This window comes from Pseudonocardia sp. NPDC046786 (genome assembly GCF_040645415.1).
GTDB lineage: Bacteria > Actinomycetota > Actinomycetes > Mycobacteriales > Pseudonocardiaceae > Pseudonocardia > Pseudonocardia kongjuensis.
The window spans coordinates 22,216-40,498 of the sequence record NZ_JBEYYF010000032.1 but is presented as its reverse complement, the minus strand read 5'-3'; the positions used below and the strand labels follow the sequence as shown (position 1 = coordinate 40,498).

General features: G+C 69.7%; 15 protein-coding genes and 2 pseudogenes. 14 read left to right on the top strand and 3 right to left on the bottom strand.

All coding sequences use genetic code 11. The features are described from left to right. The first annotated feature begins 44 nt into the window (after positions 1-44). The 11 genes and pseudogenes from tkt to ABZ881_RS27660 all read left to right on the top strand — a co-directional run. Entirely contained in the window at positions 45-2,135 is a 2,091-nt protein-coding gene (gene tkt, locus ABZ881_RS27710; protein WP_358488647.1) for a transketolase, read from the top strand. Then, entirely contained in the window at positions 2,132-3,244 is a 1,113-nt protein-coding gene (gene tal / locus ABZ881_RS27705; protein ID WP_358488628.1) for a transaldolase, read from the top strand. Before tkt ends, tal begins: the two co-directional genes overlap by 4 nt. Beyond that, positions 3,241-4,113 (top strand): trehalose-phosphatase, encoded by an 873-nt coding sequence (otsB, locus tag ABZ881_RS27700; RefSeq protein WP_358488627.1) that lies wholly within the window; start codon positions 3,241-3,243, stop codon positions 4,111-4,113. The genes tal and otsB overlap by 4 nt, the downstream gene beginning before the upstream one ends. Further along, the gene (gnd, locus tag ABZ881_RS27695; protein WP_358488626.1) at positions 4,098-5,075 is read left to right on the top strand and encodes a phosphogluconate dehydrogenase (NAD(+)-dependent, decarboxylating); all 978 of its coding nucleotides are present in this window, start codon (positions 4,098-4,100) and stop codon (positions 5,073-5,075) included. Before otsB ends, gnd begins: the two co-directional genes overlap by 16 nt. Beyond that, positions 5,072-6,484: a gluconate:H+ symporter gene (locus ABZ881_RS27690; protein ID WP_358488624.1), complete on the top strand. Its 1,413-nt coding sequence runs from the start codon at positions 5,072-5,074 to the stop codon at positions 6,482-6,484. The genes gnd and ABZ881_RS27690 overlap by 4 nt, the downstream gene beginning before the upstream one ends. Beyond that, positions 6,481-7,008, top strand: a complete 528-nt coding sequence (locus ABZ881_RS27685; protein WP_358488623.1) for a gluconokinase — start codon at positions 6,481-6,483, stop codon at positions 7,006-7,008. The genes ABZ881_RS27690 and ABZ881_RS27685 overlap by 4 nt, the downstream gene beginning before the upstream one ends. A gap of 1,079 nt (positions 7,009-8,087) precedes the next feature. Further along, positions 8,088-9,479, top strand: a complete 1,392-nt coding sequence (locus ABZ881_RS27680) for a GntP family permease (protein WP_358488622.1) — start codon at positions 8,088-8,090, stop codon at positions 9,477-9,479. A 59-nt stretch (positions 9,480-9,538) separates the two neighbouring features. Next, complete coding sequence (locus ABZ881_RS27675; protein WP_358488620.1) at positions 9,539-10,297, top strand: SDR family oxidoreductase; 759 nt, start codon at positions 9,539-9,541, stop codon at positions 10,295-10,297. A gap of 27 nt (positions 10,298-10,324) precedes the next feature. Then, the gene (locus tag ABZ881_RS27670) at positions 10,325-11,380 is read left to right on the top strand and encodes a zinc-binding dehydrogenase (RefSeq protein ID WP_358488619.1); all 1,056 of its coding nucleotides are present in this window, start codon (positions 10,325-10,327) and stop codon (positions 11,378-11,380) included. A 39-nt stretch (positions 11,381-11,419) separates the two neighbouring features. Then, positions 11,420-11,713, top strand: a complete 294-nt coding sequence (locus tag ABZ881_RS27665) for a transposase (protein WP_358488618.1) — start codon at positions 11,420-11,422, stop codon at positions 11,711-11,713. 25 nt (positions 11,714-11,738) lie between these two features. After that, a pseudogene (locus tag ABZ881_RS27660) lies at positions 11,739-12,874 on the top strand (IS30 family transposase); the annotation flags it as partial. Positions 12,875-13,245: 371 nt separating this feature from the next. Here ABZ881_RS27660 and ABZ881_RS27655 read toward each other — a convergent pair. Further along, positions 13,246-13,977 carry an FCD domain-containing protein gene (locus ABZ881_RS27655; protein ID WP_358488616.1) on the bottom strand — a complete coding sequence of 244 codons (732 nt, stop codon included), beginning with the start codon at positions 13,975-13,977 and terminating at the stop codon, positions 13,246-13,248. 229 nt (positions 13,978-14,206) lie between these two features. Between ABZ881_RS27655 and ABZ881_RS27650 the strand changes: the two genes are divergently transcribed. Together ABZ881_RS27650 and ABZ881_RS27645 are read left to right on the top strand one after the other, a co-directional pair. Further along, positions 14,207-14,374 carry a hypothetical protein gene (locus tag ABZ881_RS27650; protein WP_358488615.1) on the top strand — a complete coding sequence of 56 codons (168 nt, stop codon included), beginning with the start codon at positions 14,207-14,209 and terminating at the stop codon, positions 14,372-14,374. Positions 14,375-14,439: 65 nt separating this feature from the next. Further along, positions 14,440-14,768: pseudogene (locus ABZ881_RS27645) on the top strand (DDE-type integrase/transposase/recombinase); the annotation flags it as partial. Positions 14,769-14,929: 161 nt separating this feature from the next. Here ABZ881_RS27645 and ABZ881_RS27640 read toward each other — a convergent pair. Both ABZ881_RS27640 and ABZ881_RS27635 read right to left on the bottom strand, forming a co-directional pair. Next, complete coding sequence (locus tag ABZ881_RS27640; RefSeq protein WP_358488613.1) at positions 14,930-15,760, bottom strand: methyltransferase domain-containing protein; 831 nt, start codon at positions 15,758-15,760, stop codon at positions 14,930-14,932. Continuing rightward, positions 15,757-16,623, bottom strand: a complete 867-nt coding sequence (locus ABZ881_RS27635) for a class I SAM-dependent methyltransferase (RefSeq protein WP_358488612.1) — start codon at positions 16,621-16,623, stop codon at positions 15,757-15,759. The genes ABZ881_RS27640 and ABZ881_RS27635 overlap by 4 nt, the downstream gene beginning before the upstream one ends. Before the next feature lie 497 nt (positions 16,624-17,120). Here ABZ881_RS27635 and ABZ881_RS27630 point away from each other — a divergent pair, with 497 nt between their 5' ends. Next, complete coding sequence (locus tag ABZ881_RS27630; RefSeq protein WP_358488611.1) at positions 17,121-18,110, top strand: glutathione S-transferase C-terminal domain-containing protein; 990 nt, start codon at positions 17,121-17,123, stop codon at positions 18,108-18,110. The last annotated feature ends 173 nt before the right edge of the window (positions 18,111-18,283 follow it).

Sequence of the window (18,283 nt, the reverse complement as noted above, 5' to 3'; positions counted from 1 at the left end):
GAGCGCTACGCGTGCACGACGAGAACAGCGCCGCCCACAGCGACATCGAACGGCTGACCGCGATCCGCACGCCGGACGACTGGACCGACCTGGACACCCGTGCGGTCGACACCGTCCGCGTACTCGCGGCGGACGCCGTGCAGAACGTGGGCAACGGTCATCCCGGCACCGCGATGAGCCTCGCACCGCTCGCCTACGCGCTGTACCAGCGCGTGATGCGACACGACCCCGGCGACCCGGACTGGATCGGCCGCGACCGGTTCGTCCTGTCCTGCGGGCACTCCAGCCTCACCCTGTACCTGCAGCTGTTCCTCTCCGGCTACGGGCTGGAGATCGGAGACATCGCCGCGCTGCGGACGTGGGGGTCGGCGACTCCCGGCCACCCGGAGCACGGGCACACGGCCGGTGTGGAGATCACGACCGGTCCGTTGGGGCAGGGGCTGGCCTCCGCGGTGGGTATGGCGATGGCCGCCCGCCGCGAGCGCGGTCTGTTCGACCCCGACGCCCCGCCCGGGCAGAGCCCGTTCGACCACCACATCTACGTGGTGGCATCGGACGGCGACATCGAGGAGGGCATCACCTCGGAGGCGAGCTCGCTGGCCGGAACGCAGCAGCTGGGCAACCTCACCCTCGTCTACGACGACAACCGGATCTCGATCGAGGGCGACACCGCCGTCGCGCTGTCCGAGGACGTCGCGCTGCGGTACGAGTCATACGGGTGGCACGTCCAGCGAGTCGAGGGCGGCAACAACGTCACCGGTATCCTGGCCGCGCTCGCGGCCGCCCGTGAGGTGACCGACCGGCCGTCGATCATCTTGCTGCGCACGGTCATCGGCTGGCCTGCCCCGACGTTGCAGAACACCGGAGCGGCGCACGGCGCGGCACTGGGCGCCGACGAGGTCGCCGCCGTCAAGTCGTTCCTCGGCTTCGACCCGGAGCGCTCGTTCGTCGTCGAGGACGAGGTATTGGCGCACGCGCGCTCGGTCGCCGATCGCGGCCGAGCCGCCCACGTGGCGTGGCAGGAGGAGTTCGACGACTGGGCGGCGCGCGAGCCGGACCGCAAGGAGTTGCTGGACCGGCTGCGTGCAGGCGCCCTCCCGCACGGATGGGCCAAGGTGCTGCCCCGCTGGGGGGCGGCGCAGGCGGGCGTCGCCACCCGCAAGGCGTCACAGGCGGTGTTGGACGCGCTCACCGACGTTCTCCCGGAGCTGTGGGGCGGGTCGGCCGACCTCGCCGAGAGCAACAACACGACGATGGCCGGCGCGGACTCGTTCGGGCCTGCCTCGATCGGCACCCGGACGTGGACGACCCGGCCCTACGGGCGCACGCTGCACTTCGGCATCCGCGAGCACGCCATGGCCGCGATCCTGAACGGCATCGCACTGCACGGACCGACCCGTCCCTACGGCGGCACGTTCCTCACGTTCAGCGACTACATGCGGGGCGCCGTGCGGTTGGGCGCGCTGATGCGGACGCCGGTCGTCCACGTGTGGACGCACGACTCGATCGGTCTGGGCGAGGACGGTCCCACTCACCAGCCGGTCGAGCACCTCGCCGCGTTGCGGGCGATCCCCGGCCTGGCGGTCGTGCGGCCGGGTGACGCCAACGAGACCTCCCATGCGTGGCGCGCGGCGCTGGAGCGGGCCGACGGCCCGGTCGGGATCGCGCTGACCCGGCAGGCCGTCCCGGTGCTGGCGGGAACGTCGGCCGACGGCGTCGCCCGGGGCGGGTACGTGCTCGCCGACGCCTCGACGGCCGAGCCTCGGGTGATCCTCATGGCCACCGGGTCCGAGCTGCAGATCGCGGTCGACGCCCGGACGGTCCTCGAGGCCGACGGCGTCCCCACCCGCGTGGTGTCGATGCCGTGCTTCGAGTGGTTCGAGGAACAGGACGAGGAGTACCGCGCATCGGTGCTGCCTCCCGAGGTCCGTGCGCGGGTCAGCGTGGAGGCCGGGATCGCGATGCCGTGGTTCCGGTACACCGGCGACGCGGGTGAGCGGATCTCGATCGAGCACTACGGCGCCAGCGCGGACCACCGGACCTTGTTCCGCGAGTTCGGGTTCACCACGGAGGAGGCGGTGGCGGCCGCCCTCCGGAGCATCGCGACGAGCAACCCTGGAGGGACGACGACATGACTGACCGACTCGGGGACCTGGCGGACGCCGGTGTCTCCATCTGGCTGGACGATCTCTCCCGGGAGCGGCTGACCTCCGGGAACCTGCAGTCCCTCGTCGCCGACAGACACGTCGTCGGGGTGACGACCAACCCGACGATCTTCGCGTCGGCGCTGTCCGTCGGGACGGCGTACGACGCGCAGGTACGCGAGCTCAGCGCCCGCAGGTCGTCGGTGGACGACGCGGTCCGCGAGATCACCGTCGCCGACGTGCAGCGGGCCTGCGACTACCTCACCAGTACCTGGGCGGCCACGCGCGGCGTCGACGGGCGGGTGTCGATCGAGGTCGACCCGCGGCTCGCCCACGACACCGCGGGGACGGTCGCCGAGGCGCTCGACCTGTGGAAGGCGGTCGACCGGCCCAACCTGCTGGTCAAGATCCCGGCGACGCGGGAGGGCTTGCCTGCGATCACGCGAGTGATCGCCGACGGCGTGAGCGTGAACGTCACATTGATCTTCTCGGTGGAGCGCTACCGCGAGGTGATCGGTGCCTACCTGGACGGCCTCGACCTGGCCGCCGCCAACGGCCACGACCTGGACACGATCAGCTCCGTGGCGAGCTTCTTCGTCTCGCGCGTCGACACCGAGATCGACCGACGGCTCGACACGCTCGGTGGTGCGGCCGTGGAGCTCAAGGGCAAGGCGGCGATCGCGAACTCGGTGCTGGCCTACGCGGCGTTCCAGGAGGCGTTCTCCGGCAAGCGCTGGGAGGCCCTGCATGCGAACGGCGCGACCGTGCAGCGCCCGTTGTGGGCGTCCACCGGAGTGAAGAACCCCGACTACCCCGACACGCTCTACGTCACCGACCTGGTCGTCGCCGGCACCGTGAACACGATGCCGGAGGCCACGCTCGACGCGTTCGCCGACCACGGGACGGTCCGGGGCGACCGGGTGACCGGCCGGTCAGCGGCGGCGCGGGAGGTGTTCGACGCGGTGACCGATGTGGGCGTCGACCTCGCCGACGTGTTCGCCACGCTGGAGAGCGAGGGCGTCGCGAAGTTCGAGCAGTCGTGGTCCCAGCTGCTGGAGTCGGTACGGACACGGCTCGACGCCGTACGGGACCTGAGATGAACGCACCCGGTGACGAGGCCGGGAGCGTCGTGGTCCCGCACACGGACGCGTTCGAGCAGACGGCCGAGCGCATCCGCACCGATCCGCGCCGGTGCGCGTTCTTCCTGGACTTCGACGGCGTGCTCGCCCCGATCCAGGACGACCCCGGGCTGTCCCGCCCGCTGCCGGAACTCGTCGGGCAGCTGCGCCGGATCGCCTCGACCGTGGGACGGCTGTGCATCGTGTCCGGCAGGCCGGTGTCGTTCCTGGAGTCGGTGCTTCCGGAGCTGGACTGCGACCTGTACGGGGCGTACGGGATGCAGTGGCGGGTCGACGGGGTGGTCGGGAGCCACCCGTCGGTCGCTCGGCACGCGTCGACTCTGGCCGCGGCGGTCGCGGCCGCGCGGGACGTGTTCCCCGACCTGGTGATCGAGGACAAGGGTGTCTCGATGACCGTTCACTACCGCACGCGGCCCACGGCGCAGGAACCCGTCGAGCGGTGGGCGTCCGAGAGGGCCGTGCGGTCGGGGCTGCGGCTGCTGACCGGGCGCATGGTCGTCGAGCTGGCCATGCCGGTCGAGGGCGACAAGGGTGACGTCGTGCGGGCCGGGATCGCCGAGGTCGCCGCGGCGGTCTACGTGGGCGACGACGTCGGTGACCTCCCGGCGTTCCGCGCGATCCACGACGAGGTGGCCCGGCGGCCCGACTTCGACGGGCTCGCGGTCGCGGTGCTCAACGACGCAGCGGTACCGGAGCTGGTCGCACTGAGCCACGTCCGGGTCGACTCACCGCACGAACTGACAGAGCTGCTGACCCGTCTCGTCGGCGGGCATGACGCACAGGACAGCCGCTCACCGCACACCTGGGAGAGACCATGCAACTCGGCATGATCGGTCTGGGCAAGATGGGTGGCAACATGCGTGACCGGTTGCGTGCGGCCGGCCACGAGGTGGTCGGCTTCGACCCCCGCCCCGAGATCAGCGACGTCGACTCGCTGGAGTCGCTCGCCGGTGCCCTGTCCGCCCCGCGCGTGGTCTGGGTCATGGTGCCGTCGGGTGCGGTCACCCGGGACACCGTCCGAGATCTGGCGACGGTCCTCGACGACGGCGACCTGGTCATCGAGGGCGGCAACTCCCGCTACACCGACGACGGGCCGAACGCCGCACTTCTCGACCGGAGTGGGATCCGATACCTCGACTGCGGTGTGTCGGGCGGGGTATGGGGCAGGGACAACGGCTACGGGCTCATGGTGGGGGGCGTTCCGGAGGACATCCAGCGGGCCATGCCGATCTTCGACGCGCTGCGTCCGGACGGGCCGCGTGAGGAGGGCTTCGCGCACGCCGGGCCGGTCGGCGCGGGGCACTTCTCGAAGATGGTGCACAACGGGATCGAGTACGGGCTGATGCAGGCCTACGCCGAGGGCTTCGAGCTGCTCGAGGCGGCGGACCTGGTCGACGACGTACCCGCCGTGCTGCAGGCGTGGTCGCGCGGCACCGTCGTCCGGTCCTGGCTGCTGGACCTGCTTGTCCGTGCACTGTCCGACGATCCGACGCTGGCCGGGCTCGACGACTATGTCGACGACTCGGGGGAGGGCCGCTGGACGATCGAGGAGGCGATCACGCACGCGGTGCCGCTCCCGGTGATCTCGGCGGCCCTGTTCGCCCGGTTCGCATCCCGGCAGGAGTCCTCGCCCGCCATGCGTGCGGTGGCGGCGCTGCGCAGGCAGTTCGGCGGGCACGAGGTCAAGATCGCGGCAGGCCCGACCGGCGCGCCCGGTGAGATCGGGGGACCGGGTGACGCCCCGGACGCTCCCGCGACCGTCGCCGTGTGTGGAGCGGAGCAGCGGGCATGACAGCGTCGTGGCTCGCTCAGGCCGCGCCGGTCACGGCGTCCGGCCCGCGGTTGGTCGGCGCGGCGGTGGTGGGTGTCGCGGTGCTGGTCGTGTTGATCACGTGGGTGAAGCTGCACCCGTTCCTGGGGTTGACCGTGGGGTCGTTGACCGTTGCGGGGATTGCGGGGTTGCCTGCCGGCACGGCGGTCGAGTCGTTCGCGAAGGGGTTCGGCAGCACGGCGGGCAGTGTCGGGACGTTGATCGCGCTGGGCGCGATGTTCGGCAAGCTGTTGGCTGATTCGGGCGGGGCCGACCAGATCGTGGACACGATCATCGGGCGGTCCAGCCCGCGCAGTCTGCCGTGGGCGATGGCTCTGGTCGGTTCGCTGATCGGGCTGCCGATGTTCTTCGAGATCGGTCTGGTGCTGCTGCTTCCGGTGATCCTCCTCGTGGCGCGGCGGTCCGGGCGGTCGTTGATGGCGGTCGGGGCGCCTGCGCTGGCGGGGTTGTCGGTCATGCACGGGTTCGTGCCGCCGCATCCGGGGCCGTTGGTGGCGATCGACGCGCTGGACGCGAACTTGGGGATCACGCTGGGGCTCGGGCTGGGGATCGCGGTCCCGGCGGTGGCGATCGCCGGGCCGATGTTCGCGCGCTACGCCGCGCGTTGGGTGAGTTCGCCCCCGCCGGACCTGTTCACCGGTGGGCCCGGACCTGCAGGTGGTTCGAACTCCGGGTCGACTGCGGTGGAGCAGCGTACGGTCACGCGCCCGCGGTTCGGGGTGACGGTGGCGACCGTGCTGCTGCCGGTGGTGTTGATGATGGGTAAGGCGCTGGCCGAGATCTTCCTGACGGACGGGATGCTGCTGCGCACGGTGCTGGACTTCCTGGGTACGCCGTTGATCGCGTTGCTGATCGCGGTCGGGACGGCGTTGTTCACGTTCGGTCGCGGTGCCGGGATGGGCGCTCGGGCGATCATGGCGTCGGTGGAGAGGTCGCTGCCGCCGATCGCCGGGATCCTGCTGATCGTGGCCGCGGGTGGCGGCTTCAAGCAGACGCTGATCGACACGAAGATCGGGGACCTGATCGCGGCGTTCGTCGTGGACAGCGGGTTGTCGGTGCTGTTGCTGGGGTGGCTGATCGCGGTGTTCATCCGGTTGGCGACCGGTTCGGCGACGGTGGCGACGGTGACTGCGGCCGGGATCCTGGTCCCGTTGATGACCGGCGTGGAGCCTGCCCAGGTGTCGTTGCTGGTGCTGGCGATCGGTGCGGGGTCGCTGTTCTTCTCGCACGTCAACGATGCAGGGTTCTGGATGGTGAAGGAGTACTTCGGGATGACGATCGGTGAGACGATCAGGACGTGGTCGGTGATGGAGACCGTGATCTCGGTGGTCGGTCTCGTGCTCACCATGATGCTCGGCCTCGTCCTGTGACGGGGCCCGAACCCGGCGTGGCGCCGAGCGTGGTGCTGATGGGCGTGTCCGGTTCCGGCAAGTCGACGGTCGCGGCGCTGCTGGCGGGCACGCTCGGCTGGGACTTCGCGGAGGGCGACGCGTTCCATCCGGAGTCCAACGTGGCCAAGATGAGTGCCGGGATCCCGCTGACCGACGACGACCGGTGGCCGTGGCTCGACGCCGTCGCCGCCTGGATCGCCGGGCACGCCGACCGCGGCGCTCCGGCGATCGTCACCTGCTCGGCGCTCAAGCGCGGCTACCGGGAGCGGATCCGCGGCGAGGGAACCGTGTTCGTGCACCTCGCCGGGGACCGGGACACGCTCGAGACGCGGCTCGGCGCCCGCCTCGGTCACTTCATGCCCGCGGCGCTGCTGGACTCGCAGCTGGCCGATCTGGACCCGCTGGAACCGGACGAGAACGGCCTGGAGATCGGGATCGACAGGTCGCCCGCCGAGCAGTGCGAAGAGATCATCGCCGCGCTCCGGCTCGGGGGCGACGGATAAGGGCACTCTCGTGGCGCGCGGCGGGCTGCCTGGGGACCGACGAGCCGTGTCCGGGCGCGGACATCGGGCCCTGGTGCTCCGGCGGTTCGGCCGGGCGGGGCCGGCCCGTTGTTCGGCGCCGTCCCAGGGGGACTGGGCAGGGTTCGCGCCGGGTTGAGACGCGCGGGTCGACCCGTCACCGATGGCACGTACGGCATGCCGCGCCCCTGGGATCCGAGGGTGTCGCCGGTCGGCCCCCGAACCGGGGCCTGCCTGCAATCGGTGGTCGACATCCGCGGTTTGGGGTAGCTGGCGCTATCTCATAGTTCGTACGACGAAGTCTGGCTCGATACAGATGATTTTAGTTGATCCATCTCTTGAAAAGTACTATGAAATTAGTAAGCTACACCTCAGCCGTTGGCGAGCCTGAGAGGTTGCGGCGATGTTCACTCACCCCGGCGGGACACGGCTGTCCGACCCGTTCGCGTTGCGGTTGTCGACCGGCCCGACGGCCTGTGCCGCGGCTGCCGGGTCGGTGACCACGGCACGTGGTCGACGCCGAACCGGACGGGTTCGCTACCACACGACCGGCATGTCGGGCCGGGTAGCACCCCATGCCGCCGACTGAGCGAGTCCGCCCCCACAGCTCCTCCCACTCGAAGCGGGATGGCCGACTGTCGGTCTGGTTCCAGCGCCAGCACGGAGCACGGAATCCGGAGCCGTTCTCCGGCACCACGAATCGAGCGGGGAGCGCCATGGCCAGATGCTGGGGACCCGACCCGGATCCCAGAGCGTGTTCCACCACCGATGCCGGAACGGGACTCCGCAGCGGAACGGACCCGGCGGACCTGATCGCAGGGCTCAGGCCCCCAGCGACGCGGCCGCGCACGACGGTGCGGCGGCGGGAAGCCGGTTCGGCGGGCACGCCGTGCAGCGGGGGTCCGGCCGGCGCACCCCGGCGTCCCCCACCCCCGGCGGCGCCCCCGCCCGACGACGGCCATCGGCGGGCAGCCGCCATCCCGGCGCCGACGGCGCGGTGCCGTCGCCCAACGGGTCACCCCATCTGACGACCGACGGTCGACGATTCAACGGAGAACGTTATGGATGACTGGACGCAAACGATGGGTGCCGGGCCACTGCTCGGCATCGCCGCCGCGTCGATCGCCCTGATCCTGCTGCTCGTGATCAGGTTCAAGATGCACCCCTTCATCGTGCTGATCCTGGTCTCGTTGCTGACCGCGGTCGTCACGGGGCTGCCCCTGTCGGAGCTGTCGGACACCCTCGTCGACAGCTTCAGCGGTACGCTCGGCAGCGTCGCCCTGCTGGTCGGGCTCGGCGCCATGCTCGGGAGCATCGTGGAATCCAGCGGCGGCGCCCGGGTGCTCGCCGAACGTCTGGTGGCCGTGTTCGGCGAGAAGCGCGCGCCGTTCGCGCTCGGAGTCGCGTCACTGATCATGGGCTTCCCCATGTTCTTCGACGCCGGGCTCGTCGTGATGCTCCCGATCGTGTTCGCCGTGGCACGACGGATGGGGGGCGGAAACCTCCTGCTGTACGGACTGGCGTCGGCGACGGCCCTGTCGGTGATGCACGTGTTCGTGCCGCCACACCCGGGCCCGATCACCGCGGCCGAGATCTTCGGAGCAGACCTCGGGCTGGTCCTGCTGTTCGGCCTGATCCTCGCGATGCCGACCTGGCTGGTGTCCGGATACGCCTGGGCCCGCTTCGTGGACCGGCGGATCCCACTCCCGGTGCCGAGCCTGTTCGGACTGTCCGGCGACGACGTTCAACCGGCGAATCCCCCCAGCGCCGGCACCGTGGCCGGGATCATCGCGGTCCCGATGGTGTTGATCTTCCTCAACACCGGGCTCTCCGGGCTGTCCTCGAGCGGTGTCGTCGACGGGGACGCCACCTGGGTCCAGTCGCTCACCCTGATCGGCAACAGCCCGATCGCGCTGCTCATCGCCGTGCTGGTGGCGATGGTGGTGCTCGGGTTCCGGCGCGGGACCGACGGGACCGCTCTGGAGCGGGTGATGGATCGTTCGCTCGGCCCCATCTGCTCGGTCATCCTGATCACCGGTGCCGGTGCCATGTTCGGTGGGGTGTTGCGAGCATCAGGGATCGGTGACGCGCTCTCCGGAACGTTGTCTGCCGTGGGGCTGCCGGTGATCGTGGCCGCCTACGTCATCGCGTTGGTGCTGCGGGTGGCTCAGGGTTCGGCCACGGTCGCGTTGGTCACCGCAGCCGGCCTGGTCGCCCCGGCCGTCGCCGCGGGCGGCTACAACGGCGTCGAGATCGTGTGCATCGTGCTGGCCACCGCGGCGGGGTCGGTGTTCGCAGGCCACGTCAACGACAGTGGGTTCTGGCTGGTCGGGCGTCTGATGGGAATGGACGTCAAGACCACACTCAAGACCTGGACCGTGCAGCAGTCGATCCAGTCCCTGGTCGGCTTCGGGCTGGCGTCGGCGCTGTTCGGGCTCGTACAGCTCGTGTGAGCGCAGCCCCGCACCTCCGCATCAGCTGGATCACAGCCCCGACAGGTGAAGGAGAAACGATGTTCGACGTGAGTGGTCGGCTGGCCCTGGTCACCGGCTCGTCCCGAGGGCTCGGGCGCAGCCTGGCGTTCGCACTCGCCGAAGCGGGGGCGACGGTGGTCGTGCACGGCCGGGACGCCGCCGGTGCGGCCGAGACCGCCGACGCGATCGAGGCGGCATCCGGCATCCGGCCGCCGGTCGCCCTGTTCGACGTCACCGACGCCGGGGCCGTCGAGCGCGGCGTCGCCGCGGTCGTCGCCGAGCACGGTGTGCCGGACATCCTGGTCAACAACGCCGGCGTGCAGCGGCGGGCGCCGTTCTCCGAGTTCGGGATCGAGGACTGGGACGCTGTCGTCACCACGAACCTGTCCAGCGTGTTCTACGTCTCCCGTTTCGTCACCCCCGATATGGTGCGGCGAGGCTCCGGGAAGATCGTCAACATCGCGTCGGTCCAGTCCAAGCTGGCTCGCCAGACGATCGCCCCGTACTCGGCGAGCAAGGGCGGCGTCGCCCAGCTGAGCCGGGGCATGGCCGCCGACCTGGCCCGTCACAACATCCAGGTGAACACGATCTCGCCCGGGTACTTCGCCACCGAGATGAACCGCGCCCTCGTGGAGGACCGGGAGTTCACCGAGTGGGTGGAGCGGCGCACCCCGGCGGGCCGGTGGGGCGTGGTCGAGGAGCTGCGCGGCACCCTGATCTACCTGTGCTCGGCGGCGAGTGACTTCGTGAGCGGTCAGAACATCTTCGTGGACGGCGGAATGACCTCCGTGGTCTGACCGGACGCTTCGTGAGAGGAGTACACCGTGCAATCGATCGTGATCAACGGGAAACTGGACCTCGGTCTCGAAGGCGTGCCGATGCCCGAGCCGGAACCGGGCCAGATCCGGCTCCGGGTCGACTACGTCGGCATCTGCGGCTCGGACCTGCACTACTACTACGAGGGCGCGAACGGGGCGTTCGTCGTCCGGGAACCGCTGGTCCCCGGGCACGAGCTGTCCGGGGAGGTCGACCTGGACCCCGAGGGAACACTCGCGCCAGGGACACCGGTCACGGTGCACCCGGCCCGCTTCGGCACACCGCGGCCGCACATCGAGGACGATCCGCACCTGTGGCCGGGCGGCTCCTACCTCGGTAGTGCATCGACCCGTCCGCACACGCAAGGGGCGATGAGCGAGTACCTCATCGTCGACTCCGGCATGGTCCGCGTCCTGCCGGAGGCCTTGCCGGTGCGGCGTGCCGTGCTCGCCGAGCCGTTGGCGGTCGGTCTGCACGCGGTGTCCCGGGCGGGCTCGGTCGACTCCGCCGAGGTCCTGGTGTCCGGCGCCGGGCCGATCGGGTTGCTCACGGCCGCGGCGGCCCGGATCCGCGGGGCTGCTCGCGTGACGGTCTCCGACGTGCTGCCCGAACCTCTCACCCGGGCTCTGGAGCTGGGGGCGGATGCCGTCATCCGCGTCCCCGAGCAGGATGTCCCGGACGAGCGGTTCGACGTCGTCTTCGAGTGCGCAGGTGCGCCGTCGGCGATCTCGGGCGCGGTTCGCGCCGTCCGCAGGCGTGGGACGGTCGTCCAGATCGGGATGGTGCCGGACCAGCCCCGACCGGTGTGCCTGGCACCGCTGGTCGCCAAGGAAGCCGCCCTGGTCGGGGCGTTCCGGTTCCACCAGGAGATCGACGAAGCGGTACGTGTCCTCGCCGAGCATCCGGAGCTCGAGCAGGTCATCACACATGTGATCCCGGCAGGCGAGGCTGTCGCGGCGTTCGAGACCGCACGGGACGCAGCGGGCAGCGGAAAGGTCGTGATCGACATGCACGGCCACAGGCGAAGCGAGGTTGGACCGACCTCTCCGGCTCAGCGTGTGTGAACCGTCCTGGGTTCGGTGTCGCTTCCTTCCTAGCGGAGGATGTGGATCATTCCCAAGCGCTATCCGCCCGAGCAGCGTTTCCGGGCCGTGAAGGTGGTGCTCGACCACCTTGACGAGTACCGGTCGGTGTACGCGGCGTGCCAAGCGATCGGCCCGAAGGTAGGTGTGGGTGTCGAGTCGCTGCGCCAGTGGACGGTGCAGGCACAGATCGATGCCCAGCAGGCGCCCGGGCCGAGCACGGACGAGCGACAGCGGATCAAGGACCTGGAACGTGAGGTCCGGGATCTGAAAGTGGCCAGCCATGGACTCAACCGGTCAGCGCAACACCCCTGATAGTTGATCATGATAGGGGTGGGGAATGGCACGGTTGGGACGGCCCGGGATGTCGGATGAGGGCCGCACGGACCTGTGGGTCCGGTGGGGCCAGGGTGAGTCGATCAGTGACATCGCCCGGGCGATCGGACGCCCGCCGGGGTCGGTGTTCACGGTGCTCAAGTCCACCGGCGGCTACGTGCCATCACCACGACGCCGTCGCCGGCCGGGGACGCTGACCGCGGCCGAGCGGGAGGAGATCTCGCGGGGCGTGGCCCAGGAGCGCTCGATCCGGGCAATCGCGGCCGGGCTCGGCCGTCCGGCCTCGACGGCGAGCCGGGAGATCGCCCGCAACAAGGGCAGGCGCACATATCGGGCCGTGGATGCCGAGGATCGTGCCTGGCGCCGAGCACGGCGTCCGACGGTGTGCCTGCTCGCTCGCCGTCCGCTGCTGCGCAGCTTCGTCGCTGACAGACTCGGACAGGACCGGTCGCCCGAGCAGATCGGCGGGCACCTGGCCACACACTTCGAGCCGGGCTGCGGGCTGCGGGTGTCGCACGAGACGATCTACAAGTCGCTGTCCGTGCAGGCCCGCGGTGTACTGGCCAAGGACCTGCAGAAACACCTGCGGTCGGCCCGTCCGATCCGGCACAACGTGCACAACACCACCAGTGGTCAGTGGCGCTCGCAGATCCACGACGCGGTCTCGATCCACGACCGGCCCGCGGAGGTGGCTGATCGGGCGGTACCCGGGCACTGGGAGGGGATCTGCCACTCGGGCGCGGCACCACCCAGATCGCCACCGTGGTCGAGCGCACGACCCGGTTCACCGTGCTCGTCGCTCTGGGCGGGCGTGACATGAACACCGTCGCCCATCAGCTGTCCCGGCAGATGGCCCGACTGCCCGAACACGTCCGCACGTCGCTGACCTGGGACCGCGGGATGGAACTGGCCCGGCACACGAGCGTGACCGACCGGACCGGGTTGGACGTCTACTACGCCGACCCGGCCAGCCCCTGGCAGCGCCGCACGAACGAGAACACCAACCGGCTACTGCACCAGTACTTCCCGAAGGGCACCCGCCTCGACCACGTCACCCAGGCCCAACTCGACGATGTCGCTCAGCGGCTCAACACCCGGCCGCGTAAGACTCTCGATTTCGACACCCCGGCTGACAGATTCGGGGCACTGTGTCGAGGGCGGCCGCGGTGTGACTGCACTTGTGCGGATCGATGCCGATCACGATCACCTTGCGTCGTGTCCCTTCCTGGATGCTGTCGAGGAGGAGACCGTGGTCGACACTCCGACTTCCAGCTCTCAGGAAGTGATCACACCTCTGTCGAGTCAGGCCACGGTCGGCGTCGTGTCGAGCCGCAGACCCCCGACGAGCCAGCCCCGCGAGCGGAGCAGCAGGAACCTCACGAGTGAGCCCGACACGACGCCTCCAGCCAGGCTACGACCAGTGATCATCTCGTCCTGCCCGACTGGTGCACTCATCCAAGTCGGAACCTCAAGCACACGACGTCCTGGGTGACGGCGACCGCCTGATCCGGTCAACCGGATGAGGGAAGCTCTGTGCCGGACGCCAGGTGCAGGGCCGTCTCCGTCTCGTCCAGGATTCCCTGCATAGCCTTGCGGGCCACGGCACCGTCTCCCGCCTGGACACTCGCTGCGACCTCACCGTGCAGCTGCACCGCGGATGTCGCGGCGACCTGAGGCATGAGACCGTGCCGGGTCCGCCCGGCCAGCATCTCGATGACGACGTCGGAGAGCGCGCCGAACAGTGGGTTCCCGGAGGCTTGCAGAAGAATCCGATGAAACTCCGCATCGTGCTCTAGATACGCATCGGTATCGGCAGATCGAGCGGTTTTCGACATTCCGATGACTGCCTCCGTGAGAAGGCCGCATTGTTCCGGAGTCGCCGCGGTCGCAGCGAGCTGGGCCGCCAACGGCTCGATCGCGGTACGGAGGGAGCATAGATGGTCTAAGTGGGTGAACCGATCGGGCCCGGCGAGATTCCAGCGAATAATGTCAGAATCCAGTGAGCTCCAGTTCGTCGACGTCTCCACGGTGATCCCGACCCTGCGGCGCACTCGGACCAGCCCTTTCGACTCAAGTACTCGAACAGCTTCCCGAACGACACTCCGAGATACGCCCAATTCGTCCGCAGCGGGGTTGGTGAGTATCGAATGCCCGGCAGGGAGTTCCCCAGATACGATCTCAAGTCCCCACTTCTCGACGAGGCGATCGTGCAGGTTCCCTCGCTCACGGGTTATTCGACTCATCTGAGCATGATATCTCCCTGGTTCAGCGCGGGCAGGGCGCCGGGACGCCTTGCTGATGCCAGGGCCACGGCAAAGATGCGGTGAGCCCTGGCTCTTCGTGATCTTGGTGAGTGGGCGGCGGGCCCCGAACGCGGAAAGTGCCCCGTGCCCAGGTAGGACAGTGGTTGGCCCCGGGTTCGGTGGAGTCGGGTAGCTGGAATTCTGGTCACGTGACCCTGGAGGAGGGTTCGTGGGCAGGCATGGGTATCCGCCGGAGTGCGGACACCGACCCGAGATCGTGGCGCTGCGGGCAATGATCCGCACAGCAGGGCCGGTGGTGACGATCATCGTCGATGACCAGGGACGACAGCACGGGGAACAACACGTCTCCAAGATCATGATCGCGCAGGCGAGATGATCACAGAGCCGAACGCGTCACCCCAACGTGACGTGCCATGACGTCACCGAATCTGTGCCAGAGCCGATGTCCCTACAGCCCCGCCCCTGGCCGACGGTGTGAACCTCGACCTGGCCAGCGTGATCGACTGCTACTCGCGGCGGCCGGTCGGGTGGTCCATCGCCGACCACAGGGGCTCCGAGCTGGTCGTCGACGCGCTCGAAGCCGCTGCTCGCACGCCCGGCTCCTTGGCCGGGGCGACCTTCCCTCCGCTCACGGCTCGGTCTACACCAGCCGCGCCTACGCCCAGGTCTACGACCGGCTCGGAGCCCGCCGGTCGATGGGTGCGGTCGGGTCCATCGCCGACAACGCCCTCGCCGAGTCCTTCAACGCGACCCTGAAACGGGACGTGCTGCCAGCTGGAGCAGGGCGGGAGCGACGACCAGGACGACGGAGCGACGGCCGGGACGACGACGAGCAGGAGGACGGCCGACGAGTCCGCCGCCACCCGGTGAGGTGAACGGCGCGGCACCCCGATCCGGGGCCCGCGCCGCTCGTCGGCGGTCGTCCGTGTCGTCAGCCCCGCACGGCGTGCACGATGCCCCAGGTGAGCTTGCCGGCGGTGCCACCGTCCACCCAGTGCTGCAGACCGGCCTTCATGTTGGCGATGTAGGTGTCGGAGATCGCCGCGGCCAGCTCCTGCTCCCGGGCGACGAGCTCCTCACGGACCCGCCGGTAGTGCGTCGGCAGCTGCTCGGCGTGGTCGTGGAAGGTCACCGCGGTCATCCCGCGCGCCGCCAGGCCGTCGGTGTAGAAGCCCGGCGTGGCCATCGTCGACAGCTGGATCCGGTCCAGGATCGGCTGGATCGAGGACTGGTCGAGCCCGTCGACGGCCATCGGATCGGTGAACACGACCTGACCGCCGGGGCGGAGCACCCGCACGACCTCGTCGAGGACCTTCTCCCGCGCGCCCGAGTGCAGGAACGCGTCCTGCGACCAGACGACGTCGACCGAGGCGTCCTCGACCGGGACGTCCTCGAACGTGCCGGTCGCGACCGTCACCAGCTCCTCGAGGCCCTGCTCCGTGGTGAGTCGCGCGTTGCGGTCGTTCTCCACGGGGGACAGGTTCAGGCAGTGCACCGCCGCGCCGAACCGCTTCGCCAGCTGGCGGGCGGCGCCGCCGTAGCCCGCACCCAGGTCCAGCACCCGGGTGCCGGACCCGATCCCGGCGACCTCGGCCATCTTCGCCACCGTGCGGCGGCTCGCGGCGGCGATCTCCTCGTCCGGGGTCCGGTAGAGGCCGATGTGGATGTCCTCGCCGCCCCAGACCCGTGAGTAGAAGTTGTCGGCGTCCTCGGAGTCGTAGTAGCTGCGGGCCGTGCTCTCCGCTGCCTCTGCGCTGGTCACGGCGCCTTCCCCTCGAGGGACTCCTCCAGGTACGCCTTCTCCGCGATGTGCACGAAGAAGTCCGGCTCGTCGTCGGAGTAGCTGGACTGGAAGTCCCCGTAGGTCTCGATCTTCTGGAAGCCGACCTCATGCATCAGCCGCCGCGTGTAGTCCTTGCGCAGCGGGAACATGTTGAGGTGGTACTCGGAGCCGTCCGAGAACTCGTACCGGAACCGGGCGAGACCGTCGTCGACGTACTCCGGCTCGGCCACGACGCCGTCGCCGCAGTAGTAGTACTGGTGCTTCGACGAGAAGCCGTTGTCCAGGATCGAGTCGTAGTTGCGCTGGTCCAGGATCAGCACACCGTCGTGGCGGAGCATCGCGTAGAACTCGGCGAGCGCCTTGCGGCGGTCCTTCTCCGAGAACAGGTGGGTGAAGGAGTTGCCGAGGCAGATGATCGCGTCGTACTCGCCGTGCACGTCACGGTTGAGCCAGCGCCAGTCGGCCTGCACGACGCGCAGGATGTGCCCGCCGAACTTCATGCCGTTGTCGAACGCCTTGGCCAGCATCTCGGCGCTGCCGTCGGCCGAGACGACGGTCTCGAAGCCCTCCTCCAGCAGCCGGACCGAGTGGAAGCCGGTACCGGTCGCCACGTCGAGGACGCTCCGTACGCCGCGCTTGCGCAGCTGCTCGACGAAGAACTTCCCCTCGCTCTCGTAGCGTGCACGCCAGTCGATCAGCTCGTCCCACTTGTCGACGAACGTCTGCACGTACTCGTGCTTGTAGTGGGTGGACTCCCGGACCTCGGTCGGCTGGTCACCGAACTCCTGGACGGTCCTTCCGAGCTCGGGCAACTCGCTGTCGGTACGGTGGTCGGCCGTCATGTACCGCGTCTCCTCGACAAGTCTTCGGGTGCTGCGGGTCGGCTCGACGGTAGATCGTGGATCGGCCATCTGTCCGGTTCACGGCGGAGGGCTGGATCGGGCCGCGACGTTGTGTTATACGCAACGACCCCCCTCCGGCCTGTGGTTTCAGCCACATTTCCCCGATGCTTCAGGCGTGGTCACCTGTCCGCTCTGCGAGCGGTCCGACCAGTCACGTCGCCGGGTCCTCCGCGCCGCCCTCGCTCGTCGTCGTGCGGCGGGGGAGTGACGGCGTCGCGTTCCGCGACACGCCGCCCCCGTTCTGCACCGCGCAACTCCCATCAATTATGTGACCTCGCTCACTGCATGGATTCGAAGTTCACTCGTTTGCGCCAGTGGAGCCACTCCACGGGAGGTCAGGCGCACCGCACCCTGCATCCATCCGGCACAGCCGTCCGCGGGGTTCGACAGGGTCCTCGGACCTGCGTGCACGGCGTCTCCGCACTACCGTCTCGCGCATGGGGAGCGATCAGGTGGACGGTGAGTTCGTACGGGAGCCCCTCGGGGTCGCCGAGCGCATCACGGCGGACGGCTCCTCACCGTGGCCGGTCGAGGCCGGGCGTTACCGGTTGGTCGGCGCACGGGCCTGCCCCTGGGCGAACCGGGTGATCATCACGCGCCGGCTGCTGGGACTGGAGGACGCGATCTCGCTCGGCATCGCGGGCCCGTTGCACGACGAGCGCAGCTGGCGTTTCCACCTCGATCCCGGCGGCGTCGACCCGGTGCTGGGGATCGAGTACCTGCGCGAGGCCTACGAGGCGGCGATCCCGGGCTACGACGAGGGCGTGACCGTCCCGGCGATGGTCGAGGTGTCGTCCGGGAAGGTCGTCACGAACGAGTACGCCGAACTGGAGCGCGACCTCTCCACCCAGTGGACGGCGTTCCACCGGCCAGGTGCGCCGGACCTGTGGCCGGATCCCGGCGCGATCGAGGAGATCGGCCGCGGCATCTTCCACGACGTCAACAACGGCGTCTACAAGTGCGGGTTCGCATCGAGCCAGGCCGCCTACGAGCGGGCCTACCAGGCACTGTGGACGCGTCTCGATGCGCTGTCCGACCACCTGAGCACACGCCGCTACCTGGTCGGCGACACGATCACCCAGGCCGACATCCGGCTCTGGGTGACGCTGGTCAGGTTCGACGCGGCCTACCACGGCCACTTCAAGTGCAACCGGAACAAGCTGACCGAGCTGCCGGTGCTCTGGGCGTACGCCAGGGACCTGTTCCAGACGCCGGGATTCGGCGACACCATCGACATCGGGCAGATCAAGCAGCACTACTACGGCGTGCACACCTCGGTGAACCCGACCGGCGTCGTGCCGTCGGGGCCCGATACCGTGGGCTGGGTGGCCCCGCACGGCCGGGAGGAACTGGGCGGGCGGCCGTTCGGCGACGGCACCCCGCCCGGCCCGCCGCCGTCCGGGGAACGCGTCCCCGACATCGCCTGACCCCGTCCCGCCGCGCCCGTCCCGCCCGCCCGCCCGAGATGGTGCTGAGGGCTGTGCGCGGGTGCCCGGAACAGCCCTCAGCGCCATCTCGACGCGGGGAGCGGCACCGGGTGCGGCGCGGGGAGCGGCACCGGGAGGGGACCACCCGTCCGTGCCGGGGCGGGCGTCGGGGA